This is a genomic window from Faecalibacterium sp. An192 (assembly GCF_002160175.1).
Lineage (GTDB): Bacteria > Bacillota > Clostridia > Oscillospirales > Ruminococcaceae > Faecalibacterium.
Genome location: NZ_NFKB01000005.1, coordinates 71,199 through 96,458 on the forward strand (window position 1 = coordinate 71,199; position 25,260 = coordinate 96,458).

28 protein-coding genes and 2 tRNA genes are annotated in these 25,260 nt (G+C 62.7%); 22 read left to right on the forward strand and 8 right to left on the reverse strand.

The features are described from left to right. Positions 1–358: 358 nt before the first annotated feature. The 9 genes from B5F27_RS03100 (at position 359) to B5F27_RS03135 (ending at position 6,302) form a co-directional block, all read left to right on the forward strand. Positions 359–1,573 (forward strand): GDSL-type esterase/lipase family protein, encoded by a 1,215-nt coding sequence (locus B5F27_RS03100; protein WP_158098181.1) that lies wholly within the window; start codon positions 359–361, stop codon positions 1,571–1,573. 249 nt (positions 1,574–1,822) lie between these two features. Next, positions 1,823–1,896 (forward strand) — tRNA-Arg (locus tag B5F27_RS03105). Between the two features lie 8 nt (positions 1,897–1,904). Continuing rightward, a tRNA-His gene (locus B5F27_RS03110) sits at positions 1,905–1,981 on the forward strand. Positions 1,982–2,204: 223 nt separating this feature from the next. Further along, positions 2,205–2,792, forward strand: a complete 588-nt coding sequence (locus tag B5F27_RS03115; protein ID WP_087245231.1) for a DUF3793 family protein — start codon at positions 2,205–2,207, stop codon at positions 2,790–2,792. 166 nt (positions 2,793–2,958) lie between these two features. Further along, a complete protein-coding gene (locus B5F27_RS03120) occupies positions 2,959–3,171 on the forward strand; it encodes a FeoA family protein (protein ID WP_087245229.1) in 213 nt (70 codons plus the stop codon). 64 nt (positions 3,172–3,235) lie between these two features. Further along, positions 3,236–3,457, forward strand: coding sequence for a ferrous iron transport protein A (locus tag B5F27_RS03125; protein ID WP_087245227.1), 222 nt, complete (start codon positions 3,236–3,238; stop codon positions 3,455–3,457). A gap of 27 nt (positions 3,458–3,484) precedes the next feature. Then, the gene (gene feoB, locus B5F27_RS03130) at positions 3,485–5,668 is read left to right on the forward strand and encodes a ferrous iron transport protein B (protein ID WP_087364609.1); all 2,184 of its coding nucleotides are present in this window, start codon (positions 3,485–3,487) and stop codon (positions 5,666–5,668) included. Between the two features lie 43 nt (positions 5,669–5,711). Further along, positions 5,712–5,885: a FeoB-associated Cys-rich membrane protein gene (locus B5F27_RS16440; RefSeq protein ID WP_143405370.1), complete on the forward strand. Its 174-nt coding sequence runs from the start codon at positions 5,712–5,714 to the stop codon at positions 5,883–5,885. 27 nt (positions 5,886–5,912) lie between these two features. Continuing rightward, positions 5,913–6,302, forward strand: a complete 390-nt coding sequence (locus B5F27_RS03135) for a MarR family transcriptional regulator (RefSeq protein ID WP_087245223.1) — start codon at positions 5,913–5,915, stop codon at positions 6,300–6,302. A 64-nt stretch (positions 6,303–6,366) separates the two neighbouring features. On the opposite strand, the gene B5F27_RS03140 is transcribed toward B5F27_RS03135, so the two are convergent. From B5F27_RS03140 to B5F27_RS03155, 4 genes are all read right to left on the reverse strand, one after another. Beyond that, entirely contained in the window at positions 6,367–6,876 is a 510-nt protein-coding gene (locus B5F27_RS03140; RefSeq protein ID WP_087364611.1) for a phosphatase PAP2 family protein, read from the reverse strand. 10 nt (positions 6,877–6,886) lie between these two features. Further along, on the reverse strand, positions 6,887–7,450 hold the full coding sequence (locus B5F27_RS03145; RefSeq protein ID WP_087245219.1) for a DUF1643 domain-containing protein: 564 nt from the start codon (positions 7,448–7,450) through the stop codon (positions 6,887–6,889). 111 nt (positions 7,451–7,561) lie between these two features. Beyond that, positions 7,562–7,951, reverse strand: a complete 390-nt coding sequence (locus B5F27_RS03150; protein WP_087364613.1) for a hypothetical protein — start codon at positions 7,949–7,951, stop codon at positions 7,562–7,564. 30 nt (positions 7,952–7,981) lie between these two features. Further along, positions 7,982–8,365: a hypothetical protein gene (locus B5F27_RS03155; protein WP_087364615.1), complete on the reverse strand. Its 384-nt coding sequence runs from the start codon at positions 8,363–8,365 to the stop codon at positions 7,982–7,984. Positions 8,366–8,679: 314 nt separating this feature from the next. Here B5F27_RS03155 and B5F27_RS03160 point away from each other — a divergent pair, with 314 nt between their 5' ends. Further along, on the forward strand, positions 8,680–10,638 hold the full coding sequence (locus B5F27_RS03160) for a BMP family ABC transporter substrate-binding protein (protein WP_087364617.1): 1,959 nt from the start codon (positions 8,680–8,682) through the stop codon (positions 10,636–10,638). Between the two features lie 67 nt (positions 10,639–10,705). After that, entirely contained in the window at positions 10,706–11,368 is a 663-nt protein-coding gene (locus B5F27_RS03165) for a metallophosphoesterase family protein (RefSeq protein ID WP_087245213.1), read from the forward strand. Positions 11,369–11,606: 238 nt separating this feature from the next. Here the strand turns inward: B5F27_RS03165 and B5F27_RS03170 are convergent, their stop codons facing one another. Continuing rightward, positions 11,607–12,596 (reverse strand): D-isomer specific 2-hydroxyacid dehydrogenase family protein, encoded by a 990-nt coding sequence (locus tag B5F27_RS03170; protein WP_087245211.1) that lies wholly within the window; start codon positions 12,594–12,596, stop codon positions 11,607–11,609. Between the two features lie 251 nt (positions 12,597–12,847). On the opposite strand from B5F27_RS03170, the gene pepT reads away from it, so the two are divergent. Next, the gene (gene pepT, locus B5F27_RS03175) at positions 12,848–14,065 is read left to right on the forward strand and encodes a peptidase T (protein ID WP_087364620.1); all 1,218 of its coding nucleotides are present in this window, start codon (positions 12,848–12,850) and stop codon (positions 14,063–14,065) included. A 54-nt stretch (positions 14,066–14,119) separates the two neighbouring features. Here the strand turns inward: pepT and B5F27_RS03180 are convergent, their stop codons facing one another. Then, complete coding sequence (locus tag B5F27_RS03180) at positions 14,120–14,662, reverse strand: GNAT family N-acetyltransferase (protein ID WP_087245207.1); 543 nt, start codon at positions 14,660–14,662, stop codon at positions 14,120–14,122. A 265-nt stretch (positions 14,663–14,927) separates the two neighbouring features. Here B5F27_RS03180 and B5F27_RS03185 point away from each other — a divergent pair, with 265 nt between their 5' ends. From B5F27_RS03185 to B5F27_RS03195, 3 genes are read left to right on the forward strand one after another with little or no spacing between them, the layout of a single operon-like run. Then, positions 14,928–15,683, forward strand: a complete 756-nt coding sequence (locus B5F27_RS03185) for a GntR family transcriptional regulator (protein ID WP_087364623.1) — start codon at positions 14,928–14,930, stop codon at positions 15,681–15,683. A 15-nt stretch (positions 15,684–15,698) separates the two neighbouring features. Further along, positions 15,699–16,640 (forward strand): aspartate carbamoyltransferase, encoded by a 942-nt coding sequence (pyrB, locus tag B5F27_RS03190; protein WP_087245203.1) that lies wholly within the window; start codon positions 15,699–15,701, stop codon positions 16,638–16,640. A 1-nt stretch (position 16,641) separates the two neighbouring features. Beyond that, entirely contained in the window at positions 16,642–17,079 is a 438-nt protein-coding gene (locus B5F27_RS03195; RefSeq protein ID WP_087364625.1) for an aspartate carbamoyltransferase regulatory subunit, read from the forward strand. Positions 17,080–17,160: 81 nt separating this feature from the next. Here the strand turns inward: B5F27_RS03195 and B5F27_RS03200 are convergent, their stop codons facing one another. Both B5F27_RS03200 and B5F27_RS03205 read right to left on the reverse strand, forming a co-directional pair. Continuing rightward, positions 17,161–17,448 (reverse strand): hypothetical protein, encoded by a 288-nt coding sequence (locus B5F27_RS03200; RefSeq protein WP_087364627.1) that lies wholly within the window; start codon positions 17,446–17,448, stop codon positions 17,161–17,163. Between the two features lie 226 nt (positions 17,449–17,674). Next, the gene (locus B5F27_RS03205; protein ID WP_087364628.1) at positions 17,675–18,565 is read right to left on the reverse strand and encodes a LysR family transcriptional regulator; all 891 of its coding nucleotides are present in this window, start codon (positions 18,563–18,565) and stop codon (positions 17,675–17,677) included. Between the two features lie 242 nt (positions 18,566–18,807). Here B5F27_RS03205 and B5F27_RS03210 point away from each other — a divergent pair, with 242 nt between their 5' ends. Genes B5F27_RS03210 through atpC form a run of 7 tightly spaced genes read left to right on the forward strand, consistent with a single transcriptional unit; the run spans position 18,808 to position 25,107 of the window. Further along, positions 18,808–19,650, forward strand: coding sequence for a F0F1 ATP synthase subunit A (locus B5F27_RS03210; RefSeq protein WP_087245195.1), 843 nt, complete (start codon positions 18,808–18,810; stop codon positions 19,648–19,650). A gap of 37 nt (positions 19,651–19,687) precedes the next feature. Then, positions 19,688–20,083: an ATP synthase F0 subunit C gene (locus B5F27_RS03215; RefSeq protein ID WP_242962050.1), complete on the forward strand. Its 396-nt coding sequence runs from the start codon at positions 19,688–19,690 to the stop codon at positions 20,081–20,083. Positions 20,084–20,100: 17 nt separating this feature from the next. After that, complete coding sequence (locus B5F27_RS03220) at positions 20,101–20,607, forward strand: ATP synthase F0 subunit B (RefSeq protein ID WP_087364630.1); 507 nt, start codon at positions 20,101–20,103, stop codon at positions 20,605–20,607. Beyond that, the gene (atpA, locus tag B5F27_RS03225) at positions 20,585–22,348 is read left to right on the forward strand and encodes a F0F1 ATP synthase subunit alpha (RefSeq protein ID WP_087245191.1); all 1,764 of its coding nucleotides are present in this window, start codon (positions 20,585–20,587) and stop codon (positions 22,346–22,348) included. The genes B5F27_RS03220 and atpA overlap by 23 nt, the downstream gene beginning before the upstream one ends. Position 22,349: 1 nt before the next feature. Beyond that, on the forward strand, positions 22,350–23,264 hold the full coding sequence (gene atpG / locus B5F27_RS03230) for an ATP synthase F1 subunit gamma (protein WP_087245190.1): 915 nt from the start codon (positions 22,350–22,352) through the stop codon (positions 23,262–23,264). 5 nt (positions 23,265–23,269) lie between these two features. Next, entirely contained in the window at positions 23,270–24,673 is a 1,404-nt protein-coding gene (atpD, locus tag B5F27_RS03235) for a F0F1 ATP synthase subunit beta (RefSeq protein WP_087245188.1), read from the forward strand. Then, positions 24,673–25,107 (forward strand): ATP synthase F1 subunit epsilon, encoded by a 435-nt coding sequence (gene atpC / locus B5F27_RS03240; protein WP_087245186.1) that lies wholly within the window; start codon positions 24,673–24,675, stop codon positions 25,105–25,107. Before atpD ends, atpC begins: the two co-directional genes overlap by 1 nt. Positions 25,108–25,260: the final 153 nt, after the last annotated feature.

The window sequence follows — 25,260 nt, forward strand, 5'->3', positions numbered from 1 at the left end:
TTATGCCCGCAGAAAAAAGTGGCTAAGCGCAAGAGGACAACACAGCTGCTGCGTTCCATCGTCGAAACGAGAAGCTGTATTTTGTGCCGCGCTTTCAAAAATGCAGCGCACCGCAAAACCGGCTCTGTGCAGGGAGCCGCCTCCCAATCGACCCCGGCGGACGGCCTCTCCGAAACGCCGTCCCATCAAGCCACACCTGTATGACAGGCTGCGGCTTTTTTATTTGAAATTTCCCCGCCCGGGGTTGACATTTGGGGCCCGGGCATTTATGATGAAGAGGTAAAATTTCCCCAAAATCACGTAATTCGTCCTTATTTTACCGGCTTTTTGCCGAATCCGGGACGAAAAGGAGTCTGCTATGAAAAAACGCATTCTCAGCTTCCTGCTGGCGGCTGCTCTGGCGGCATCCTGTCTGCCCATGAGCGCATTTGCTGAGGAACCCGCCGCCCCTTCCGGCCCCGCATCCGTTGGCATCATCGGCAGCGCCGATGGCCCCACCCCCATCCTGATCTCCGAGACGCCCGAGACCGACGGTCCTGCGGCCCCTGCCGCACCGGAAGCTCCCGCCCCCGCGGCGGAAGCACCGGCCCCTGAAACGCCCGCCGCGCCTCCCGCTCCCGATGCGGCCGCCGAGGATTCGGCCCAGCCCGCCGCACCGGAAGCCCCCGACGCCCCGGTCCTGGTGCCTGAGACCCCCGCTGAGGACGCCGCCGAAGGCCCCGAGGAGGACCACAGCCTCACCTACATCGCCTTTGGCGACAGCATCGCCGCCGGCGTGGGCCTGACCGGCTTCATGTACGACGATTCCAACGTGTTCTATGACATCCGCCCCAACTTCAAGGGCTATTCCAACGAGTGTTACGTCTCCTACGTGGCCGAGGCTCTGGGTCTGGACCGGGATCACGCCATCAACCTGGGCCTGCCCGCTCTGATGACCAAGGACCTGCTGGAAATGGTCCGGGACGGCCAGATGTCCGAGTTCAACCAGCCCGCCGGCACCTACTACTCCTACCCCGAGTTCCAGGACTACATCCGGGAAGCCGACGTCATCAGCATTGAGATCGGCATGAACGACGCCATGGTTCCCTTCATCGTCTCCATCGGCGAGGCCACCAACTGGAAGTCGGAGCAGCTGGCCAACACCATCGTATCGGGCGGTTACCGGGATATGTCCTTCTCCAGCTTCGTCCAGATGGTGCAGCAGCTGTTCAGCATCCGTCTGACCTTCAAGGAGACCTCCGACCTGTTCTACGCCCTGACCACCGGCGCCTCCAACGTCTGCCGCGACGCCTACACCAGTGTGGAAACCTATCTGCCCCAGATCATCGAGGCCATCCGCGCCCAGAACCCGGATGCACAGATCCTGCTGCTGGGCTGCTACAACCCCGTCCCCCTCATGTGGACCTGGAGCAGCTTCTTCAACAAGTACAACCGCTTTGTCCGTGATCTGGCCGAGGATACCGGCTGCACCTATGTGCCCATCCCCCGCACCAAGGTCGCCAACGACGGCCATCCCACCATCGCAGGCCACAAGTACATCGCCCGCCAGATTGTGGACGCCATCGAGCAGTAAAAAATTTTCGGACACTTTTTTCAGATTTTTCCGCGTCCCCGGAGTTTCTCCGGGGATTTTTTATTGCCCGGGCGCTGTTTCAAACACACGTTATTGCGTTTATTTTCAAGTGTGCAGCGGTACCCGCACAAAAATCCGAAAAAATTTTCCCATTTTTGCTTGACAGATCCACCCGGTTGTGCTATTATACTTCTCGCAGCCTGTGCCGAACGGCTGTCCCTGATATAAAACCCCATGGGATAAGGACATGCGCCCGTAGCTCAGCTGGATAGAGCAACTGCCTTCTAAGCAGTGGGCCGGGGGTTCGAGTCCCTTCGGGCGCATTGCTGTGGTGCCCATAGCGTAGTCGGTTAACGCGCCAGATTGTGGATCTGGAGATCGAGGGTTCGAGTCCCTCTGGGCACCCCACCAAACGACATCCGCTTTTGCGGATGTCGTTTTTCTTTTTCCCTCTTGTTCCCTCTTGACAGCTCCGCCGCCCCTGTGGTAAGATAAGACCGTTAGATATAGCTAACCTTCTCCCCGGCGGGAGAGGCCCTCCGGCGCGCGGCGCCTTCTTTTTGGGCCAGGAGGTTAGTCTACACTTACCGCATTTCACCGGGCCCCGGCCCCAGACCAAGAGGTACAACCCATGGAGAGAAATTTCGAGACCGTCATGATCGAGCAGTGCTCCCCCGTGCTGGCGGGGATCAAACCGGCCAATCTGTTCCGGTATGTGACCCGGGACAAGGCGGGGCTGTACCGGACGGTGGAGGACTGGAACGCCCAGCTCAACGGCCGCGGGCTGCATCTGCGGGTGATGAAGGAATGTCCCCACGGGGAGTGGTATCTCCTCTACCTCTACCGGCCCGCCCGTCTGGGTCCCATTCTGGCCGGGGAGGAAACCGGCCGCTTTCTGGAACAGGAGGGCTACACCCTCCCCGCCCGGCCCGACAGCCCCGCAGGCTGTCAGGTCCTGCTGGACCAGCTGGCCCGGCGTCTGGAATGCGGGGGCGAGTTCCCCCACGAAATCGGGGTGTTCCTGGGCTACCCGCTGGCCGACGTCATCGGGTTCATCCGGAACCGGGGACAGAATTTCACCTTCTGCGGCTTCTGGAAGTCCTACAGCGACCCCGACGACGCCCGGCGCTATTTCTGCCAGCTGAAAAAGTGTACCGACGTCTACCTCCGGCTGTTCCACAGCGGCACCCCCATTCTCCGGCTGGCGGTGGCGGCGTAAGTTGTGCCAAACCTGCCCAAAAAATCCGGTCCCTGGAGGGAAACAAGTTGTTTGTTTTCACAAACTTACTGATTTTTCGCAAAAGCGATTGACTTTTGAAGTTAGTAAGTATAAACTTACTGCCAGAACGAAGTTTGACAAAGCGAACCAACAGGAGGAATTGCCTATGATGCCCCTGACAACAGCCCGGCCGGGCGAGACAGTGACCATCCGGCGGATCACCGGACGGGACCAGGTGCGCCAGCACCTGGCGGAGCTGGGTTTTGTGGTAGACAGCGACGTGACGGTGGTGAACGAAATCGCCGGCAGCCTGATTCTGCAGGTGAAAAACGGCCGGATCGCGCTGGACAGCCAGATGGCCAACCGGATTCTGTACTAAGGCAAAGCGGCCGCCCTGCCGGGGCGGCGGTTTGGATACAGCAACAATGTGGGAGGAAAATGCTATGAAAACCCTGAAAGACGCCAAGGTGGGCCAGACGGTAACGGTGGCCCGGCTGAACGGAACCGGCCCGGTCAAGCGGCGGATCATGGATATGGGCATCACCAAAGGGGTCCAGATCTATATCCGCAAGGTGGCCCCTCTGGGGGACCCCATGGAACTGAACGTCCGCGGCTATGAGCTGAGCGTCCGCAAGGCCGACGCCGAGATGGTGGAAATCAACTGAGGACAGCGGAGAAAGGAGAGACAGCAGATGGCACAGATCAAGATTGCCCTGGCGGGCAACCCCAACAGCGGCAAAACCACCCTGTTCAACGCCCTGACCGGCTCCAACCAGTATGTGGGCAACTGGCCGGGCGTCACGGTGGAAAAGAAAGACGGCCGCCTGAAGGACCACAAAGACGTGGTGATTCAGGACCTGCCGGGTATCTATTCCCTCTCCCCCTACACGCTGGAGGAAGTGGTGGCCCGTGGTTATCTGGTGAGCGAAAAGCCGGACGCCATCCTGAACATTGTGGACGGCACCAACATCGAGCGCAACCTCTACCTCACCACCCAGCTGATCGAGCTGGGCATCCCGGTGGTGGTGGCGGTGAACATGATTGACCTGGTCCGCAAAAATGGGGACCAGATCCATCTGGACAAGCTGGGCCAGGCCCTGGGTTGTCCGGCGGTGGAGATCAGCGCCCTCAAAGGCGAGGGCTGCAAGGCTGCCGCCCAGGCTGCCCTCCGGGCCGCCCAGAGCCGTGCGAGCGTCCGCCTGCCGGCGGTCTTCACCGGCGAGGTGGAACAGGCCCTCCAGGCCATCGAAGCCCTGCTGAAGGGCAAGGTGGAGGAGCGGTTCCTCCGGTGGTATGCCGTCAAGCTCTTTGAGCGGGACGAGAAGGTCCAGGCCGAACTGGCCCTGGACCAGGCCGCCGCCGATTCCATCGAACAGGCCGTCGCCGCCTGCGAGGCGCAGCTGGACGACGATGCCGAGAGCATCATCACCAACCAGCGCTACACCTTCATCCACAACGTGATTCAGGAGGCCTGCACCCGCAAGCCCCGCACCGACAACCTGACCGTCTCGGACCGGATCGACCGCATCGTCACCAACCGGGTGCTGGCCCTGCCCATCTTTGCCGCCGTCATGCTGGCGGTCTACACCATCGCCATGGGCGGCACCAAGATCTCCTTCGGCACCATGGGCACCGACTGGGTCAACGACGTGCTGTTCGGCGAGATCGTACCCCCTGCGGTGGAAGGCTTCCTGGTGTCCATCGGCTGCGCCGACTGGCTGGTGGGCCTCATCAACGACGGCATCGTGGCCGGCGTGGGCGCAGCCCTCGGCTTTGTGCCCCAGATCCTGGTGCTGAGCTTCCTGCTGGCCATTCTGGAGGACATCGGCTACATGGCCCGCATCGCCTTTGTGATGGACCGCATCTTCCGCCGGTTCGGCCTGTCGGGCAAGAGCTTCATCCCCCTGCTGGTGGCCTCGGGCTGCGGCATCCCCGGCGTCATGGCCTCCCGCACCATCGAGCAGGACCGTGACCGCAAGCTGACCATCATGACCACCTGCTTTATCCCCTGCAGCGCCAAGATGCCCATCATCGGCCTGCTGGCCGGCGCCATCTTCGGCGGCAGCAGCCTGGTAGCCGTCAGCGCCTACTTCATCGGCATCGCCGCCGTCATTGTCAGCGGCGTGATGCTCAAGAAAACCCGTGCCTTTGCCGGCGACCCGGCGCCCTTCGTCATGGAGCTGCCCGCCTACCACGTGCCCGCCTGGGGCAACGTGCTGCGGGCCACCTGGGAGCGGGGCTGGTCCTACGTCAAGCGGGCCGGCACCGTCATCCTGGCCTCCACCGTGGTGCTCTGGTTCCTGCAGGGCTACGGCTTTGTGAACGGCGCCTTCGGCGCGGTGGAGGACGCCAACGCCTCCCTGCTGGCCGCCATCGCGGGCGTCGTCGCCCCCGTCTTTGCGCCGCTGGGCTTTGGCAACTGGCGTGCTACGACCGCCTGCGTGGGCGGCCTGATCGCCAAGGAGAACGTCGTTTCCACCCTGGCCGTTACCTTCGACGTGGCTGAAGTCGCAGAAAACGGCGACGAGATCTGGAGCCTCATCGCGGCCAATTTCACCGCCCTGGCCGCCTACAGCTTCATGATCTTCAATCTGCTCTGCGCCCCCTGCTTTGCCGCCATGGGCGCCATCAAGCGGGAGATGAACAACCCCCGCTGGACCGCCTTTGCCATCGGCTATATGTGCGTGTTCGCCTACGTCGTCTCGCTCATCGTCTATCAGCTGGGCGGGCTCGTCACCGGCGAAGTGAGCTTCAATCTCTTCACCATCGTGGCCGCGGCGCTGCTGGCCGGGCTGCTGTACCTGGTGTTCCGCAAGAATCCCTACGAGGACGGCGACGGCGTCCGCCTGCACAGAAAGACTGCGCTGCAGGCCTGAGCCCCTCGTTCCCATTACTTTCCCACAAGGAGGTCCTGCCGTTATGCTGGAATTTATCACCGCCAACCTCTCCACCATTCTGGTGGCCGCTGTGGTCTTTGGTCTGACGGGGCTGTCGCTCCGGGCCACCATCCGCAGCATGCGCTCGGGCAAGTGTTCGGGCTGCAGCAGCTGCGGCGGCCATTGCAGCGGCAGCTGCCACGGCTGCGGCCACTGACCCTCCCCGAAAGGAGCTGGTTCCCCCATGGAACTTTCCCCCGCCCATCTGCGCTATCTGCTGGCCATCTATGAGGCCGCCCGGACCCAGCGGGACATCTCCTCCCGCACCATCGCCGAGCGGCTGGGGGTGACCCGGCCCTCGGTGGCCCGGGCCCTGGGCCAGCTGATGGAGCGCGGGATGATCGTCAAAGCCCATTACGGCAAAATCTATCTGACTGACCGGGGCTCCTTTGTGGCACGCCGGGTCCAGCAGCAGCTGGACAGCGTGCTGGAAAACTTTCCTCCTTTGGCGCTGGACGCCGCCCCCCTGACCGACCAGGAAAAACGCCAGGCAGCCCTGGCCCTGGCCGCCGCCCTGCCGGAACGTCTCTACTCCGGCGCCTACCAAAACCTCCTGGACGACGCCAGCGTCTGATCCCATCAAAAAGACCCTGCCCGGACCAAACGGTTCACGGACAGGGTCTTTTTGTTTTGTACCGTTACAGCAGCATGCCCAGGGCCCCCAGGCCGAAGCCCAGAGCCGCGCCGGCGGCCACATCCCTCACCCAGTGGACTCCGGCCAGCACCCGGGTGACGCAGATGGCCAGGGCCGACACCGTCAGCACCCCGGCCACAGCGGGGTTCACCGGCAGCCAGGCCATGGCGATCACCGCGCCGCTGAGGGCGTGGCGGGAGGGAAAGGACTTGCCCCCGGTCTCCTTGGGCAGCAGAGGGGTGAAGCCGGGCTGCTGGTAGGGCCGGGGCCGGTTGAGGGCGGCCCGCAGGGCGCTGCCCCCCACAAACACCGCTCCCGGCACCAGGACTGCCCGGGCCAGCAGCTGCATACAATCCTCACCGGCGGCTGTACGGGCCGCCAGCAGCCCCAGCAGGGCCAGATACATTCCGGCCTGGGCCAGCGGCAAAAACCTTGTACAGGCCGCCAGAGCCGCCCTGGCGGCGGGCCGGGCGGCAAACCACCGGTACACCCGGCTGTAGCGCTCAGGACTCACAGCGGCCCCCTCAGAAACAGGTGTCGAGGTATTCCTCGACGTCAAAGGGATCGGGGGCGGCGTCCTTGCGCAGATAGAGGGGGTGGTGAGGGTGCCCCTTCTTGCTCCGCTTACCGATGGTGACCCAGGGGATATTTTTCTCCCGGGTGAGGGCCACCATCTCCCGCATCAGCCCCGGCAGGTAGGCCCGCTTTTCGATCAGGGTGCCCCAGGCTGCCCACATGGTGGGCTGGGTCTGGCTCAGCACCGCTTCCAGCCAGCGCAGGTTCTCATCGCAGAGGGCCCGGTCGGGGGTCTGATCCATGTCGTTGGGGTCGGTGGCCCGCTGGGGGTAGACGTTGAACATGATCCAGCTGTCAAAGCCATTGGCCGCCGCCAGCCGTTCCACGCTCTTGACGGTGGGGTCCAGCGCCCCGGGCTGGGCGGTGCTGGGATTGATGCCGATGCACACCAGGGGCCGCCGGCCCGGCTTTCCCAGCACAAACCGGTAGGGCATGTACACGTGGGGCTCATAGTACCACAGGCCCCCGGCGTATTCCCCCGCCTCCAGGACGGGAAGTTGTTTTGTCTCCATAGCGTTTTGGATTCCCTTTCGTTTTTTCTTCTATCCTACCTGAAAACCCCGCCCGGCGCAAGATGCAAAAAAGCCCGCAGGGCCAGGCAGACCCGCGGGCAGGATTCACTTTCAGGCCAGGAACGCAAACCACACAAAGGAAACCACGATTGCAGCCAGCATCACCAGCATGGCAGCGTTGGCCGCCCCCTTGCTGACCGGGTAATCCTCGTTTCCAAAGAGGATGCGGCGGCGGCGCTGCTCCAGCTCCGCTTCATCGGCGGGGCCGTGGATCCAGCGCCACACCCCTGTAAAACCGTTCAGCAGGAGCAGATCGTAGACGATATCAGCTGTGATCAGTGCCGCCATGCCAAAGGTCCAAATCCAGACGTCGAACCACAGGCCCAAGGGCTCCAGGATGGGGCGCAGTTCCCTTGCCCCGCCGGTGTATACCAGCAGGACATACACCACCGTGCAGGTAAAATGCCTGGACAGCGGGCCTTTCTGTTTGAAAAACTCCATCTTCGCTTCTCCTTCCCTGCGGCCGGCCTGTCAGGCCAGGAACATAAACCAGACAAAAGAAACCACGATTGCCGCCATCATCAGCAGCATGGCCCCGCTGGAAAAGCCGGTGGTCACCGAGGTTTCTCCGTGCTCATAGGTCAGCATCCGGCGGTACTGATCCAGGAACGAGTCGTCCACGTCCCCATAGAAGCGCCTCCACAGCCCGGGGCGGCCGCGGAGCAGCTGCCAGTCGGTGAGGATGCGCACAAAAAACACCAAGCCGAAGGCGAACATGGCGATCCAGATGGAATTCCACAGGTACAGCGGTTTCAGCACCGGGCGCAGCTTATCTGCATGGATGAAATACAGGATGAACACATACTCCAGCGTATTCAGAAAATGCTGCGTCAGCGGGCCTCTCTGCATTTCCATACAACCGGCCTCCTTTCGGTCTTTTGGAAAATACTTGTATGACAAGTTTATTATACTGCCCGCCACCGGGGATGTAAATGGACGGTTTTCACGGATTTTACACGTTTTTTTGTTCTTTTGCCCCAGACCGGGGCCGGGTTTTCATGCATTTTCCCGCTTTTGTAAAAATGGGCGCGGCTTTTCCTTCCCGGCCCATGCTTCTCCTAGAGACAAAAACAGGAAAATGTGGTATACTGAAACCAGGACGGGCCAAACTTGGCCGTTCTGTGTGTGATTTTCGGCTTTTCGATCTTTGAGAAAGGAGCCTTTATCTTATGTCTTTGGAAGAATACAAACTCGCCCTCAAGGCAGGTCAAAAGGACTACCGGGCCCACGTCGCCCGGGGCCAGAGCCCTTACCTGCCGGTTCTGGACGATATTCTGGTGAACGTCAAGATTGTGGCCACCGAGCCCCTGGGCCTGGTGAACATGCCCAGCGAGAGCATCGCGGGCACCAAGACCAGCGGCCGCCACACCGCCTTTGCCCCCAACTTCATGCCCCTGCTGGACGTGGACACCGAGTTCGCCAGCAAGTGGTCGGTCCTGTGCGAAGCGCACCTGGAGGAGGGCATCCGCAACCCGGTCACCGCCTATGAGTTCCTCAACCAGTTCTATATCGAGGAGGGCAACAAGCGGGTGTCGGTGCTCAAGCACTTCGACGCCGCCAGCATCCCCGGCACCGTCACCCGGCTGATCCCCGCCCGCAACAACAGCCTGGAGAGCCGCATCTACTACGAGTTCATGGACTTCTACAAGCTGTCCAAGGTGAACATCGTCCAGTTCTCCCGCCCCGGCAGCTACGCCAAGCTTCAGAAGCTGGTGTGCAAGGCCTCGGGCGAGGAGTGGACCGACGAGGACCGCAAGAACTTCAACGCCCTGCACACCAAGTTCCGCCAGCAGTTCCGCGCCCTGGGCGGCGCGCGGCTGCCCCTGACGGTGGGCGATGCTCTGCTGGTGTACCTGTCGGTGTACCGCTATTCGGACGCCTGCGACTCCACCCCCGCCCAGATCAAGGAGAATCTGGCCCGCATCTGGGACGAGATCACCGTCCTGACCAAGGACCAGGCGGTGGAAGTGGTGCTGGAGCCTGCCTCCGAGCCCGCCGAGGGCCGGCTGAGCCTGTCCAAGCTGAACATCTTCATCCCCCGGCCCAGCGAGCTGCATGTGACCTTCCTCCACGAGGCCAACGAGACCAACAGCGCCTGGGTCCGGGCCCATGAGAAGGGCCGCAGCGCCCTGGCCAACACCTTCACCGACCGGGTGATCCTCTCCTCCCACGAGAACGTGGACCCCGATGTGGACGCCGAACAGATTCTGGAGGAAGTGGCCCACAACGGCACCGATGTGGTGTTCACCACCAGCGTCCGGATGCACACCGCCTGCCTGAAGGTGGCCGCCCAGCATCCCAAGACCAAATTCCTCAACTGCTCCCTGAACACCCCCCACCCGCTGGTCCGCACCTACTATCCCCGGACCTACGAGGCCACCTATATCCTGGGCATGCTGGCCGGCATCCTGTCCCCCACCAATACGGTGGGCTATGTGGCCAACAACCCCATCTACGGCATCCCCGCCGCCATCAACGCCTACGCCCAGGGCCTGCGCTCGGTGCGGCCCGAGGGCAGGGTCCTGCTGCGGTGGGCCTGCCTGCCCGACCCGGCCCATCCCCTGGACTTCTCGGACCGGGAGGACGTAACCCTCTTTTACGCCCGGGACAGCCGCGAGGCCCCCGACACCCACCGGGACTACGGCCTGTGCCAGCGTCTGCCCGACGGAGTCATCCGTCCGGTGGGCCTGCCCCAGTGGCGGTGGGATGTGTTCTATATCGAGATCATCCGTTCCATTCTCAACGGCAGCTGGGACGAGGCGGACACCAGCAAGGCCATCAACTACTGGTGGGGCATGAAGAGCGGCGCCGTGGGCATCCAGTACAGCGACGGGCTGCCCGGCGGCCCCCTGCAGCTGCTGGGCCTGATGGAAACCCAGCTCCACAGCGGCCTGCTGACCATCTTCCCCTCTAAAGTGTACGCCCAGGACCACCGGATGCACTCCCCCCAGAAGATCGTCTACACGCCCAAGGAGCTGATGCTGATGGACTGGCTGGACGCCTGCGTGGAGGGCACCCTGCCCAGCTACGACCAGCTGGACGTGAAAACCCGCACCCTGGCCGACATCTGCGGCCTGGACGTCATCAAGGAGGACGCGGACGGCACAGCGGCGCCGTCCAAGATCTGATCCCCCTGTCTGCAGTACGAAACGACAAACGGTAAAAGGAATTTAACAGAACGGAGCATGAAGGAACGTGAAGATACTCGCTATATCGGACGAAGCCTCCAAGGCGTTGTGGTGTCCGCAATGCCGCGAACGGCTGGAAGACATTGACCTGATCCTCTCCTGTGGGGATTTACCCCGCAGCTATCTTGAATTTCTGACCAATTTCACAGCCGCGCCCATCCTCTATGTCCACGGCAACCACGACGCAGCCTATGCCAAGCAGGAGCCCGGCGGCTGCATCTGCGTGGACGACGAGGTCTACGTCTGGAAGGGCCTGCGGGTGATGGGTCTGGGCGGCTCCATCCGCTACAACCGGGAGAGTCCCTACCAGTACACCGAACAGAAAATGCGCCGCCGGATCGCCCGGCTGCGGCCCAAAGTCCGGCGTCTGGGAGGCATCGACCTGCTGCTGACCCACTCCCCCGCCAAGGGCCTCAACGACGGCACCGACCTGCCCCACCAGGGTTTTGACTGCTTCAACAGTCTGCTGGAGGAGCTGCAGCCCCAGTGGTTCGTCCACGGGCACATCCATCTGTCCTACGACTGCCGCCTGCCCCGGGTCTGTTCCCACAACGGCATCACCGTCATCAATGCCACCGAGCGCTATACCTTCGAGGTTCCTGATTTCGAGGACCGGCCCATCGGCAAGTCCTTCTCGCTCCGCTCGTTCCTTACCACCTTTGCCCGATAAGTCAAATCAAAAAAGGCCCGTCCTGCAGCTCTCCATGAGCCGCGGGGCGGGTCTTTGTGTATGTAAACGATGGGGTGGATCTGAAAACGCCTCCGCACCGTCTCTTCCTGCCCCAAAGCGCATCTGCCGCGTTGCAGTCGCTTGCATTCCACAGAGGAGTGCGGCGTTCCTGCGCCTTGCAGCTGCATCTTTGGGGCGAACGGTCCGGCACGTCTGCATTCTCAGATCCATCCCGGGGTTATTTCAGGCTGACGTCGTGGCGGGTGGGCTGGCCGGCGGCAAAGGCCCCGGCGCTCTCAAAGACGCCCCGCACCATGCTCTCCACGTCCTCGTCGGTATAGAAAGCGGTGTGGCAGGTCAGCAGCACATTGGGGAAGCTGCGCAGCAGGGCCAGTTCGGGGTTGGCGATGGGGTCGCCGGAACGGTTGTAGTAATACAGGCCGTTCTCGTTCTCCAGCACGTCCAGCGCGGCGGCTCCCACCCGGCCGCTCTCCAGGGCGGCGATCAGGGCGTCGCTGTCGATGAGGGTGCCGCGGGCAGTGTTGACGATCACCACGCCGTCCTTCATCTTGGCCAGGGCGGCCGCGTCAATCAGGTGATGGTTGGCCTCGGTGGCGTTGGTGTGGAGGGTGATGACGTCGCTCTGGGCAAACAGGGTGTCCAGGTCCACGTATTCCGCATACTTGGCGGCCTCCTGGTTGGGGTAGAGGTCATAGGCCAGCAGTTTGCAGCCGAATCCCGACAGGTGCTGCAGCACCGTCCGGCCGATGTTGCCGGTGCCGATGACGCCCACAGTGCAGCCGGACAGGTCCCGGCCGATCTTCCCCTTGAGGGAGTAATCCTGCACCTCGCCCCGCTTGAGGATATGGCCCACACGGCGCAGGGACATCATCATCAGCATGATGGCAAAGTTGGCCACGCCCCGGGGCGGGTAATCCACGTTGGAAACCTTCATCCCCAGTTCGCGGGCCTTCTGGCGGTCCACATGGTCGTAGCCGATGGACCGGCAGCAGATATACTTGACCCCCAGCTGGTGGAACCGCTCCACCATGGCGGCGCTCATGTCGCAGGGCGTCATCGAGACGGCGTCACAGCCGGCGGCCAGGGCGGCGTTTTCCAGGTTGGGGTATTCCTCACAGCCCTCAAACGCGATGCCGGTCTCGGCGCTGAGCTTCTGCGCACAGGGCAGCTCGTCGTAGGGGCGGAGGGTATAAAAGAAAATCTTCATTTGGCATTCCACCTTCCCAGTCTCTTTGTATGGGTTTCCCCGCCCCTAATGATAGCACGTTTTGGCCCGGCGCGGCGGGGTGTGCAGAGTGAATTTTTCTCACCTGTGGGATGAGCGGCCCACGGCACCGCGGGCCTTGTAAAAGGGCGAAAAATGGAGTATGCTAAAGAGCGGACCAAATCCAAACTGCACCGCCGCCCCGGTCCGGGCCGGGAAATTTTCCAGGCCGGACGGCTGAAAGGAGATCTGTTATGCGCGCTTACGAACGCCTTCTGCGGTACGCCAGAGTGTATACCACCTCGGACCCCACCACCGGGGCCCATCCCTCCACCGAACGCCAGTTCGACCTGGCCCGTCTGCTGGTGGACGAGATGAAAGAGATGGGCATTGAGGATGCCGCTGTGGACGAGCACTGCTATGTATACGGCAGCATCCCTGCCACCCCCGGCTGTGAGAACCGGCCGGCCCTGGGCCTGATTGCCCACATGGACACCGCCCCCGACGCCTCGGGCGAGAACGTCCAGCCCGTGATCCATGAAAATTACGACGGCCAGGACGTGGTCCTGCCCGGCACCGGCGCGGTGATGAAGGTATCCACCTTCCCCTTCCTGGCCTCCATGAAGGGCGAGACCCTCATCACCTCGGACGGCACCACCCTGCTGGGCGCCGACGACAAGTCGGGCGTGGCCGAAATCCTCACCGCCGCCGAGACCCTGCTGCAGGGTGAGATCCCCCACGGCAAGATCTGCATCGCCTTCACCCCCGACGAGGAAATCGGCGAGGGCGCCGACCTGTTCGACATCCCCCGCTTCGGCGCCGACTTTGCCTATACGGTGGACGGCGGCGACGTGGGCGGCATCGAGTACGAGAACTTCAACGCCGCTTCGGCCACCGTCACCATCCGGGGCCTGTCGGTTCATCCCGGCAGCGCCAAGGACACCATGATCAACGCCTCCAACGTGGCCATGGAGTTCCACATGGCCCTGCCCCTGATGGCCCGTCCCGAGACCACCGAGGGCCGCCAGGGCTTCTATCACCTGTGCCAGATGTACGGCGACGTCAACGAGGCCAAGCTGGGCTATATCCTGCGCGACCACGACGCCGACTGCCTGGAATACAAAAAGAGCGAGCTGCAGCAGATTGCGGCCTGGCTCAACAGCCGTTACGGCGAGGGCACCGTCACCGTCGAAATCAAGGACGGCTACCGCAACATGATCGAGAAGATCAAGCCCCACTTCCACCTGGTGGAGACCGCCCGCACCGCCATCCAGATGGCCGGTCTGGAGCCGGAGGAAATCCCCGTCCGGGGCGGCACCGACGGCGCCGTCCTGAGCTGGAAGGGTCTGCCCTGCCCCAACCTGGGCACCGGCGGCTTCAACTTCCACGGCGTGTTCGAGTGCACCACCGCCGAGCGGATGGACAAGGCCACCGAAGTGCTGCTGAACATCATCAGCCTGTACGCCAAGTAAAAACACAGCGCCCCGTACCTGTTTGTCAGGCCCGGGGCGCTTTTGCGGGGTTTTTCAGAGGATTTTCCGCAGCAGATACCGGTCAAAGCCGCCGTACATGGGCCGGCGGCAGACGATCTCAAACCCTTCGGCCAGGGCGTTGCGGAGGCTGTAGGCGTTGTCGGGGCTGACGGTGGCCCCCAGGCCCACAATCCCCTCCGGCAGCCAGCCGCAGGCCGCCCGGGCCATGGTCCGCTGAAGGCCGTTTCCCCGCCAGGCCGCGCAGACCACCGCGCTGTCGGCGTTGGCCCAGCGGGGCCATTCCGCCGGGGGCAGGCCCATGAAGGCGGCGTAATTCTCCGGGCTGGAGCCCATGCACCGCAGGGTGAAGTAAGCCCCCAGGGTTTCGCCGTCCCACACCCCCACGCAGACCCCGTCCGCCATGCAGGCCGCCAGCTGGTCCCGGGTGTCGGGCACAAACTGTTCCGGGTGAGGCATCCCGGCGTGAACCTCCCGCTGGAGCTGCTCCATGGCGTCCAGGTCCTCCGGACCGCAGCGCCGCAGCTCCACCGGCAGATGCGCCGGCTGACCGTTCACCTTTTCCAGGACTAAATCCATCTTGGTTTCCTCCCTTTGCACTGTGCATCGTGGCTTTTGTTTCCCAGTATAATCCCGGTTTTAAATCCTGTCAAATTATGGTATAATATAAAAAGATATGACTTTTGACCGGCGCACAGCGCCCACTTTGTACCACAGGAGCAAAGCGACTATGGTATAATAGCTGATAGATATGACTTTTCACAGCGCGGCCGCGGCGCTGGACAATCAAATTCACACGATGCGGAGCCCGCCGTCTGGGCGGCGGGGAAAGGAAGGCATTGCCATGAAGGAACCCATCCCTGACACAACGGGCCGCCTGGGCGGAACGGTCATCAGCGACCGCGTGGTCGCCCAGCTGCTGGAGGAACTGCGCACCGGCCGCTACGCCGGCGCAGACCGTCTGCCCGCCGAGCTGGACCTGGCTGCAGAGCTGGGCGTCAGCCGGACGGTCATCCGGGACGCCCTCAGCACCATGGAGCGGGCCGGCTATGTGGAGCGGGTCCGGGGGATCGGCACGGTGGTCAACCGCGCTGTTCTCTCCCTGCGCAGCAGGCTGGACCAAAAACTGGAATATTACCCCCTGATCCGCTCGTTCGGCAGCTATCCCCACGCCGACGGCATCCAGGTCCAGCCCATCCGGGCCAGCGAGGACCTGGCCCGCAGCCTGGGTCTGGAGCCCGGGGCCGAGGTCATCTGCATCCGCAAACGGGTACTGGCCGACTCCACCCCCGTCATCTACTCCATCAACTACCTGCCCAAGGCCCTGCTGGGCGGGCGGGACTACACCCGCCTGGATCTGGCCGGCTCCATCTTCGATGTGCTGGACCAGGTCTGCGGCCAGCAGGTCTCCTCCACCGTGGCCCACATCAAGGCCAGCTGCGGGGACGACACCATCCGTTCCGCCATGCGCCTGGCCCCCGGCGAGGCCATGCTGCTGCTGGACGAGGTGTGCTACACCCGTCTGTGCCGGCCGGTGCTGCGCGCATTCAGTTATTACACCAATTTCTTTGATTTTTCCATCTTACGCAAGCTGTTATAAGGAGGCAAATTGTCTATGCGCCATCTGATTGATCCGCTTGACTTTACCCGCGAGGAAACCGACGCCCTGCTGGATCTGGCCAGCCGCATCCGGGAAGACCCCGCCGCTTACCAGGAGGTGGCCCGCTACAAGAAACTGGCCACCCTGTTCTACGAGCCCTCCACCCGCACCCGCCTGTCCTTTGAGGCGGCCATGCTGAATCTGGGCGGCCATGTGCTGGGCTTCCCCAGTGAAAACGTTTCCAGTGCCACCAAGGGCGAGAGCGTGGCCGACACCATCCGTGTGGTGTCCTGCTACGCCGACATCGCCGCCATGCGTCATCCCAAGGAGGGCGCTCCCCTGCGGGCCAGCCGCTATTCCCGCATCCCGGTGATCAACGCCGGCGACGGCGGCCACCAGCACCCCACCCAGACCCTCACCGACCTGATGACCATTCGCAGCCGCAAGGGCACCCTGAACGGTCTGACCATCGGCCTGTGCGGCGATCTGAAGTTCGGCCGCACCGTCCATTCCCTCATCAAGACCATGGTCCGCTATGAGGGTGTGCGGTTCGTCCTCATCAGCCCCGAGGAACTCCGCGTGCCCGACTACATCATCACCGATGTGCTGGAAGGCAGCGACATTCCCTACGCCGAGACCCGCAGCCTGGAGGAATCCATGCCCGGGCTGGACATCCTCTATATGACCCGTGTCCAGAAGGAGCGGTTCTTCAACGAAGAGGACTATATCCGGTTGAAAAACAGCTATATCCTCACCCGGGACAAGATGGCCCTGGCCAAGCCCGACATGGCCGTACTGCATCCCCTGCCCCGCGTGAACGAGATCGCCCTGGATGTGGACGACGACCCCCGCGCCGCCTACTTTGAACAGGTGCAGAACGGCGTCTACGTCCGCATGGCCCTGATTATGACTCTGCTGGGTCTGCCTGACCCCAAAGCGCCGAAGGAGGGCGTCTGATATGCTGAACATTGACGAAATCCAGAACGGCATTGTAATCGATCACATCAAGGCCGGCACCGCCGTGGGCCTGATGGATCTGCTGGGCATCAAGGGCAACCGCTCCGCCAGCGTGGCCCTGATCCAGAACGCCCGGTCCCACAAGTCCCCCACCGGCCGCAAGGACATCATCAAGGTGGAGGGGGATTCCTCCTGGCTGAACCTGGACGTGCTGGCCTATCTGGACCCCAACATCACCGTCACCACCATTCACGACGGCAAGCCGGTGAAGAAGGAAAAGCCCCAGCCGCCCCGCCGTCTGGTGAACATCGTCCGGTGCCGCAACCCCCGGTGCATCTCTTCCATCGAGGAGGAGTGCGACCAGATCTTTGAGCTGAGCGCCAACGGGAAGTATCGCTGCATCTACTGCGAGCAGGAGCTGCAGGTGAACCGCGACTAAGCCCCCTTTCAGGCAAAACAATGCCCCCGCTGTCTTTTTCAGGACAGCGGGGGCTTTTTTGGTTTCCTGTTGGTCACACCGTCACACCAGAACGAAGTCCGCGGGCAGGCGGCCGATGACGATGGCAGCTGCCAGCATGGCCACCGTCAGGCCCAGGTACAAAAAGCAGAAGTTCTTTGCACGGCCGTCCTTTTGCTGCCGGGCCGCTTGGTACATCAGCCCAAAGCAGAGGACCGCCAGGCCAAACGCGCAGGCCAGCCCGCCCCACACATAAAAGGCGTACCCCGCCGGGATGAACCGTGCGCTGTTGCCCAGCCACACGGCGGCAAAGCTCCAGAGCAGAAACGCCGGGACCCACATCTTGTGCATTGACAGTCTCCTCCTTGTTATCCTGTCAGCCACCCACTGCCTGTACATACATCATGGTGGCATCTATGAAATGACCTCCCGAATTATACGATTTCAATGTTTCGTGATAACTCGGATTCATCCCCCCTGCAACAGTTCTATGGTTTTATTATATAACAAAAATATAATTCTTCAACAACTGCATTTAACTATATATGGCTTTATTTAGCACAGTCGCCAGCAGCAGTCACCCTTTCCCGCAGATCATCTCCCGGATGGCCTTCATGGCGGTGCTGCGGGGGCGGCTCATGTCCTCCACCAGGGAGATGGCCCGCTCGGGCACCGGCTGATCCAGCGGGACGCAGAACAGCTCCCCCCGGGTAATCTTGGGAGCCACCAGCTTTTCGGGATAAAAGCCGATGCCCAGCCCATGCTCCACCATGGGGAGGATCTGGTCCATGGTGGCCGCCTCCACGTCCACCCGGAAGGGCACCCCGTGGGAGGTGAAAAACCGCTGATAAAAGGCGTATGTACTGGTATCCTGGCCGATGCACACCAGCGGGTACCGGGCCAGCTCGGCCATGGTGCACCGCCGGGAGGCAATCTCGCTGTAGGCGGGGCCGCAGACCGGCACCTCCCGGAACCGCAGCAGCTCGGTCTGCTGGAGGGTGCGGTCGGTGAGCTGGGGCGCCGTGATCACCGCAAAGTCGCTCTCCCCGTTCCGCAGGCGCTCGATGGCCTGGGGGGTGGTCTCGTTGGTGATCCGCAGGTGCACCCCCGGATACTTCACCCGGAAGGCCGACAACTTGTCCAGCAGGATCATATGGAGGGCCGCCTCGCTGGCGCTGATGGACAGGGACCCGCTCTCCAGGCTGCCGTCCTGGCGGATCTCCTCCTCCCCCAGCTGCAGCTCCTCCACCGCCGCCGCCACCCGCCGGTACAGCCGCTGCCCCTCCGGCGTCAGGCTGATGCCCCGATTGGACCGGTGGAACAGTTTGCACCCCAGCTCCTGCTCCAGATTTTTCATGCAGCGGGTGATGTTGGGCTGGTTGTTCTTCAGCACCTCGGCCGCCCGGGTGAAGCTCCTGCACTGGGCCACCACATAGAAAATCCGGTAGTAATCGTAGTTGATCGTCATAGAAAATTTCCCTTATTTTTTATGAATTATGCTCTATTTGTCATACAAAAAATATATTACGAGCATATTAACAAGATATTTTACAATTTTCACTATTAATAGTATAATACGCTCGACCCAAAATTGCAATTTGACAACCGCTTCCTCCGGGGAGGCGGCGGTCGAAGCCCGGCAAATCCCCCTCCGGGGCGGCCGGGCAGGCAGGTTGAATATCGTTGGATGAAAGGAGTCTTTCCAAAACCATGAAACAGAATAAGCGGAGTCTTATCCTGTGGCTCGTGCTGATCGTGGTGCTGGCAGTCGCCTCTGTCCTCACCGGGACCCCCGGCGGAGAGAGCGAGAGCGTCAAGGCAGTGATGCGGGACGCTGTGCTGCACGAGACCGGCCAGGTGAGCCTTTTCGGGATCATGGACGTCAACCCCGGCCTGATCTCGGCCTATGTGGTGACGGCCGCGCTGCTGGTGCTGGCTGTCTGCCTGCGGATCTTCGCAGTGCCCCATTTCACGGAGGTTCCCGGCAAGCTGCAGATGCTGCTGGAACTGTGGGTGGATACCTTCCGCGGGATGGCCGAGAAGAACAGCCCTCACAACAACAAGGTGCTGGGCCCCTACCTCTTTGGTGCGGGCACCTATATCTTTGTCAGCACCCTGTTTGAGCTGCTGGGCGTCCAGGTGGTGACCACCGCGGGCCACTCGATGGCCCTGCCGGCCCCCCTGTCGGACGTCAACGCCGCCATCGCCATGGGCGTGCTGTCCTACCTGTTCATTATGTCGGGCGGCGTGGGCGCCGTGGGCATCCGCGGCGTGGGCCGCACCCTCAAGGAGTTCTCGCTCCCCATCTCCATGAGCTTCCGACTGTTCGGCGCTCTGCTCAGCGGCCTGCTGGTCACCGAGCTGGTCTACTACTACATCACCCTCAGCTATGTGCTGCCGGTGATCGTGGGCGTCATGTTCACCATGCTCCACTCCCTGATCCAGAGCTACGTGCTGACCATGCTGGTGGCCCTGTATTACGGCGAGGTGTCCGAGCCGGTCCAGCCCAAAGTCAAGAAAAACAAAAAGAACAGCGACGCCCTTGCGGCCTGATCCATCGCTGTCCCCAATTCAGGAGGTTATCACTACTATGAAGACGATGAACATCAAGAAAGTCCTTTCCGTCCTGCTGGTCATGCTGGCTATGGTCGTGACCATGGCTGCCCCCGCTTTCGCCGACGAGCCCGCTTCCAGCGAGCCTGCCACCACCCAGTCCGCTCAGGCTGAGACCGAGGCCGAGGCTGCTGATTCTTCCACCTTCACCACCGCCGCCAAGGCTTTCGCTTCCGCCATCGCCGTGGGCCTGGCTGCTGCCGGCGGCGCTGTCGCCATGGGCGTTCTGGGCGCCAAGTCCTCTGAGGCCATCGCACGCCAGCCCGAGGCCGAGGGCAAGATCCGCACTTCTATGATGCTGACCCTGGTCTTTATCGAGACCGCCATCATCTACGCCCTGCTGGTCGTTATCCTGATTATCTTTGTTCTGTAAGCACGGGAGGTACCACAATGAATCTCCCTCTGAATATCAATCTGCAGCAGATTTTTCTGCACATGCTGAACTTCGTGATCCTGGTGGGCGGCCTGTACTTCATCCTGTACAACCCCATCAAGAAATTCATGGATCAGCGCACCGCCCACTATGCCGAGATGGACAAGGCTGCCGCCGACAAGCTGGCCGCCGCTGAGAAGCTGGAGGCCGAGCATCAGGCTCAGCTGAGCAAGCTGGACGAGGAGCTGCGCCAGCGCCGCGCCGAGAGCCAGAAGATCGCTCAGGATGCCGCCCAGCAGCAGCTGAACCGCGCCCAGGAGCAGGCCGACCAGATCATCGCCGGCGCCCAGAAGGCCGCCGAGAGCATCCGCACCAAGGCCGTGGCCGATTCCCAGAAGGAAATCAAGGAGCTGGCCATGGCTGCCGCTGCCAAGCTGACCCTGCAGTCCAGCAAAGACGCCTTCGACGAATTTTTGAACCTGGCAGAGGAAGGGAAACAGAATGAGCAACATGAAAAAGCCTGAAGCAGCCACCGCCGCTTTTCTGTACAGCCCCGAGGCCCCTACTGAGGAGCAGCGCCAGCGGTTTGAGGATTTTCTGGCCCGCACCTACCCCGACCGCACCGTAACCCTCACCTGGAAAAAGGCCGCCAACCTGAAGGGCGGCTTCCGCCTGGAGGTGGGCTCCGACGTCTACGACTGGAGCCTGAAGGGCCGCATGGAGCAGCTGCGCCGCAAGATCGACGCACTGGATGTCCGCCAGGACAACCTGCTGCCCCTGATGCGCCAGACCGTTGTGGACTGGGCCCCCAGCACCAAGCCCGAGGAGATCGGCACCGTGCTGACGGTGGGCGATGACATCGCCACCATTTCGGGCCTGCAGGACGCCGTCTACGGCGAAGTCCTGGACTTCACCAACGGCATCCGCGGCATGGTCCAGGAGCTGCGCCCCGATGAGCTGTGCTGCGTCCTGTTCGGCGACAGCAGCGGCATCGAGGCCGGCGACCCGGTCCGCCGCACCGGCAAGGTAGCCGGCATGCCGGTGGGCGACGCCTTCCTGGGCCGCGTGGTGGATGCCCTGGGCAACCCCATCGACGGCGGCCGGGAGATTCAGGCCGACGCCTACTATCCCATTGAGCGGCCGGCCCCCGGCATCATCCACCGCCAGCCCGTCAACCAGCCCATGGAGACCGGCCTGCTGGCCATCGACGCCCTGTTCCCCATCGGCCGCGGCCAGCGCGAACTGATCATCGGCGACCGCCAGACCGGCAAGACCGCTGTGGCTCTGGACACCATCCTGAACCAGAAGGGCAAGAACGTGGTCTGCATCTACGTGGCCATCGGCCAGAAGGCCAGTTCGGTGGCCCTGCTGACCGAGAACCTCCGCCGCCGCGGCGCCATGGACTACTGCATCGTGGTCAACGCCTCGGCCAGCGACTCCGCCTCCCTGCAGTACATCGCACCTTACGCCGGCTGCAGCCTGGGCGAGTACTTCATGCACCAGGGCCGGGACGTGCTGATCGTCTACGACGACCTGTCCAAGCACGCCATCGCCTACCGCGCCCTGTCCCTGCTGCTGGAGCGCAGCCCCGGCCGTGAGGCATACCCCGGCGACGTCTTCTACCTCCACAGCCGTCTGCTGGAGCGTTCGGCCCACCTGTCCGACGACATGGGCGGCGGCAGCATGACCGCCCTGCCCATCATCGAGACCCAGGCCGGCGACGTCTCCGCCTATATCCCCACCAACGTCATCTCCATCACCGACGGCCAGCTGTTCCTGGAGAGCAACCTGTTCTTCGCCGGCCAGCGCCCCGCCGTCAACGTGGGCCTGTCGGTGTCCCGTGTGGGCGGCGACGCCCAGACCAAGGCCATGAAGAAGGCCGCCGGCGCCATGCGTCTGGATCTGGCCCAGTACCGCGAGATGGAGGTCTTTACCCAGTTCTCCAGCGACCTGGACGAGACCACCAAGCGCCAGCTGACCTACGGCCAGGGCCTGATGCGGCTGCTGCGCCAGAAGCAGTATCACCCGCTGACCCAGCACGAGCAGGTCATCACCCTGGTGGCCGCTCTGAACCACACCATGGAGTCCATCCCCGCCGAGAAGATCAGCGACGCCCAGCATGAGATGCTGGCCTGGTTCGAGGAGCAGGACGCAGCTCTGTGCCAGCGGATCGACTCCACCGGCCTGCTGTCCGACGACGACCGCCAGCAGATCATCGACCTGGCCCGCACCTTCGTGGCCGGCTATCAGAAGAAGGGGCAGTGACATGGCGAGCACCAAAGAGATCAAAGACCGGATCGAAAGCGTCCGGGAGACCCAGAAGATCACCAACGCCATGTACCTGATCTCCTCCACCAAGCTGCGCCGCGCCCGGGAGGACCTGGCCCACACCCGCCCCTATTTTGAGGCGCTGCGGGGCGAGATCAAGCGGATTTTCCGCACTTCCAGCGACATCCACAGCCGCTATTTCTATCCGCCCCACGAGGACGACATCAAGGGCGGGCCCTACGCCTGCCTGGTCATCACCGCCGACAAGGGTCTGGCCGGCGCCTACAACCAGAACGCCGTCAAGGAAACCATGCGGGTCCTGGCCGACCACCCCGGCACCAAGCTGTTCGTCGTCGGCGAGTACGGGCGGCACTATTTCAACCAGCACCATATCCCCATCGAGCAGAGCTTCCTCTACACGGCGCAGAACCCCACTTTGCAGCGCGCCCGTGAGATCAGCTCCATCCTGCTGGAGGGCTTCAACGCCGGCCAGTGGAAGAAAATCTATATCGTCTACACCGATATGGCCAGCAGCCTGGCCTCGGCCGCCCAGAGCACCCGCCTGCTGCCCTTCCACCGGGCCCACTTTGCCTCCACCGAAGAAGATCACTCCTCCGACAGCTTCGAGTTTATGCCCGATATGGTCACCGTGCTGGACAATATGATCGAGAGCTATATCTCGGGCTTTATCTACAGCGCCCTGATCGACAGCTTCTGCAGCGAGCAGAACGCCCGCATGACCGCCATGGACGCCGCCAACGAGAACGCCCAGCGGCTGCTGGACGAGCTGTCCCTGCAGTACAACCGGGTGCGTCAGGCGGCCATCACCCTTGAGATCACCGAGGTGTCTGCGGGTGCAAAGGCCCAGCGCCGCAAGCGCCAGGCAGCCCATAAAGAACGAAAGGATGTGTGACCCACTTGAATACAGGCAAAATCGTACAGGTCTCGGGCCCTGTCGTGGACGTGACGTTTGAAAATCTGCCCCTGCCCCGCATCCGTGAGGCCCTCACCGTCACGGTGGAGGGCAGCGAGCGGGTGATGGAGGTGTCCCAGCATCTGGACAGCCACACCGTCCGCTGCGTCATGCTGGCCCCCAGCGAGGGCCTGGCCCGCGGCATGGAAGTAAACGCCCCCGGCCACACCATTCAGGTGCCGGTGGGCGAGCGGGTTCTGGGCCGGATGTTCAACGTCCTGGGCCAGCCCATCGACGGCGGCGAGCCGGTGCCCGCCGACACCCCCGTCAAGAGCATCTACCGCAAGCCCCCTCCCTTTGAGGAGCAGAACCCCGCAGTTGAAATCCTGGAGACCGGCATCAAGGTCATCGACCTGCTGGAGCCCTACGCCAAAGGCGGCAAGATCGGCCTGTTCGGCGGCGCCGGCGTCGGCAAGACCGTCCTGATCCAGGAGCTGATCCACAACGTGGCCATGGAGCACGGCGGTTATTCCATCTTCACCGGCGTGGGCGAGCGCAGCCGCGAAGGCAACGACCTGTGGCACGAGATGAACGAGAGCGGCACCGCCGACAAGACCGCCCTGGTCTTTGGCCAGATGAACGAGTCCCCCGGCGTCCGTATGCGTGTGGCCCTGTCGGGCCTGACCATGGCCGAGCACTTCCGTGACGAGGCCCACAAGGACGTGCTGCTGTTCATCGACAACATCTTCCGTTTCGTCCAGGCCGGCAGCGAGGTCTCCACCCTGATGGGCCGCATGCCCTCGGCCGTGGGCTACCAGCCCACCCTGGCCAACGAGATGGGCGAGCTGCAGGAGCGGATCACCTCCACCAAGGAGGGCTCGGTTACCTCGGTCCAGGCCGTCTACGTCCCCGCCGACGACCTGACCGACCCCGCCACCGCCACCACCTTCACCCATCTGGACGCCACCACCGTTCTGAGCCGTAAGATCGTGGAGCAGGGCATCTACCCCGCCGTGGACCCCCTGGAGTCCACCTCCCGCATTCTGGAGCCCGACATCGTGGGCGAGGAGCACTACCGCGTGGCCCGCAAGGTCCAGGAAATCCTCCAGAAGTACCGCGAGCTGCAGGACATCATCGCCATCCTGGGCATGGACGAGCTGAGCGAGGAGGACCAGAAGACGGTCAGCCGCGCCCGCAAGGTCCAGCGTTTCCTGTCCCAGCCCACCCACGTGGCTGAGAAGTTCACCGGCATCCCGGGCGTCTATGTCCCCCTGTCCGAGACCATCAAGGGCTTCGCCGCCATCGTGGACGGCGAGATGGACCAGTACCCCGAGGCCGCTTTCTTCAACGTGGGCCCCATCTCGGACGTGCCCGAAAAGGCCCGCAAGATCGAGGCAGGTGAGCTGTAATGAACACCTTCCACCTGCGCATCCTGGCGGCGGACGACATGTTCTTTGAGGGTGAGTGTGAAAACCTCATCGTCCCCAGCCCGGACGGCTCCTTCGGCGTCCAGGCGCACCACTCCAACATGATTTCGGCCGTCTTCCCCGGCGAGCTGCACTACCGCCCCTCCGAGGGCCCCGACGCCGGCGTTGAGAAGATCGCCGCCGTTTCCTCCGGCCTGATCAAGGTGGAGAACAACGACGTGCTGGTGCTGGTGGATACCGCCGAGCGCCCCGAGGAGATCGACGCCAACCGCGCCCGCCGGGCCGCCGACGAGGCCAAGGAAGCGCTGCTCCAGAAGCGCAGCATTCAGGAGTACCGCATCGCACAGTACAGCCTGGCCCGCGCCGTCAGCCGTCTGCAGGTCCACAGCGACTTCCAGAACTGGAAAAAGGGCTGATCCCCTGCGCCGGATTCCTTATAAGTACAGAAAAGCCTCCGCCTTCTGAACTGAACCAGTAAAAACGGACAATAGACAAAACGCCCCCTGTGTAGGAAAATAAACCTATACAGGGGGTGTTCGTATGTCCAGACAAAAATACACACATATCCA

Excerpts from the sequence above, each read along its gene's own strand:
- B5F27_RS03220 (WP_087364630.1), top strand. The coding sequence starts at position 20,101 with ATGAATCTCCCTCTGAATATCAATCTGCAGCAGATTTTTCTGCACATG.
- B5F27_RS03160 (WP_087364617.1), top strand. The coding sequence starts at position 8,680 with ATGTCTTTGGAAGAATACAAACTCGCCCTCAAGGCAGGTCAAAAGGAC.
- pyrB (WP_087245203.1), top strand. The coding sequence starts at position 15,699 with ATGCGCCATCTGATTGATCCGCTTGACTTTACCCGCGAGGAAACCGAC.
- B5F27_RS03185 (WP_087364623.1), top strand. The coding sequence starts at position 14,928 with ATGAAGGAACCCATCCCTGACACAACGGGCCGCCTGGGCGGAACGGTC.
- B5F27_RS16440 (WP_143405370.1), top strand. The coding sequence starts at position 5,712 with ATGCTGGAATTTATCACCGCCAACCTCTCCACCATTCTGGTGGCCGCT.
- B5F27_RS03120 (WP_087245229.1), top strand. The coding sequence starts at position 2,959 with ATGATGCCCCTGACAACAGCCCGGCCGGGCGAGACAGTGACCATCCGG.
- atpC (WP_087245186.1), top strand. The coding sequence starts at position 24,673 with ATGAACACCTTCCACCTGCGCATCCTGGCGGCGGACGACATGTTCTTT.
- B5F27_RS03100 (WP_158098181.1), top strand. The coding sequence starts at position 359 with ATGAAAAAACGCATTCTCAGCTTCCTGCTGGCGGCTGCTCTGGCGGCA.
- B5F27_RS03215 (WP_242962050.1), top strand. The coding sequence starts at position 19,688 with ATGAAGACGATGAACATCAAGAAAGTCCTTTCCGTCCTGCTGGTCATG.
- B5F27_RS03180 (WP_087245207.1), bottom strand. The coding sequence starts at position 14,662 with ATGGATTTAGTCCTGGAAAAGGTGAACGGTCAGCCGGCGCATCTGCCG.
- atpG (WP_087245190.1), top strand. The coding sequence starts at position 22,350 with ATGGCGAGCACCAAAGAGATCAAAGACCGGATCGAAAGCGTCCGGGAG.
- B5F27_RS03135 (WP_087245223.1), top strand. The coding sequence starts at position 5,913 with ATGGAACTTTCCCCCGCCCATCTGCGCTATCTGCTGGCCATCTATGAG.
- B5F27_RS03115 (WP_087245231.1), top strand. The coding sequence starts at position 2,205 with ATGGAGAGAAATTTCGAGACCGTCATGATCGAGCAGTGCTCCCCCGTG.
- feoB (WP_087364609.1), top strand. The coding sequence starts at position 3,485 with ATGGCACAGATCAAGATTGCCCTGGCGGGCAACCCCAACAGCGGCAAA.
- B5F27_RS03155 (WP_087364615.1), bottom strand. The coding sequence starts at position 8,365 with ATGGAAATGCAGAGAGGCCCGCTGACGCAGCATTTTCTGAATACGCTG.
- atpA (WP_087245191.1), top strand. The coding sequence starts at position 20,585 with ATGAGCAACATGAAAAAGCCTGAAGCAGCCACCGCCGCTTTTCTGTAC.
- B5F27_RS03125 (WP_087245227.1), top strand. The coding sequence starts at position 3,236 with ATGAAAACCCTGAAAGACGCCAAGGTGGGCCAGACGGTAACGGTGGCC.
- B5F27_RS03210 (WP_087245195.1), top strand. The coding sequence starts at position 18,808 with ATGAAACAGAATAAGCGGAGTCTTATCCTGTGGCTCGTGCTGATCGTG.
- B5F27_RS03205 (WP_087364628.1), bottom strand. The coding sequence starts at position 18,565 with ATGACGATCAACTACGATTACTACCGGATTTTCTATGTGGTGGCCCAG.
- B5F27_RS03145 (WP_087245219.1), bottom strand. The coding sequence starts at position 7,450 with ATGGAGACAAAACAACTTCCCGTCCTGGAGGCGGGGGAATACGCCGGG.
- B5F27_RS03200 (WP_087364627.1), bottom strand. The coding sequence starts at position 17,448 with ATGCACAAGATGTGGGTCCCGGCGTTTCTGCTCTGGAGCTTTGCCGCC.
- B5F27_RS03195 (WP_087364625.1), top strand. The coding sequence starts at position 16,642 with ATGCTGAACATTGACGAAATCCAGAACGGCATTGTAATCGATCACATC.
- B5F27_RS03170 (WP_087245211.1), bottom strand. The coding sequence starts at position 12,596 with ATGAAGATTTTCTTTTATACCCTCCGCCCCTACGACGAGCTGCCCTGT.
- pepT (WP_087364620.1), top strand. The coding sequence starts at position 12,848 with ATGCGCGCTTACGAACGCCTTCTGCGGTACGCCAGAGTGTATACCACC.
- B5F27_RS03150 (WP_087364613.1), bottom strand. The coding sequence starts at position 7,951 with ATGGAGTTTTTCAAACAGAAAGGCCCGCTGTCCAGGCATTTTACCTGC.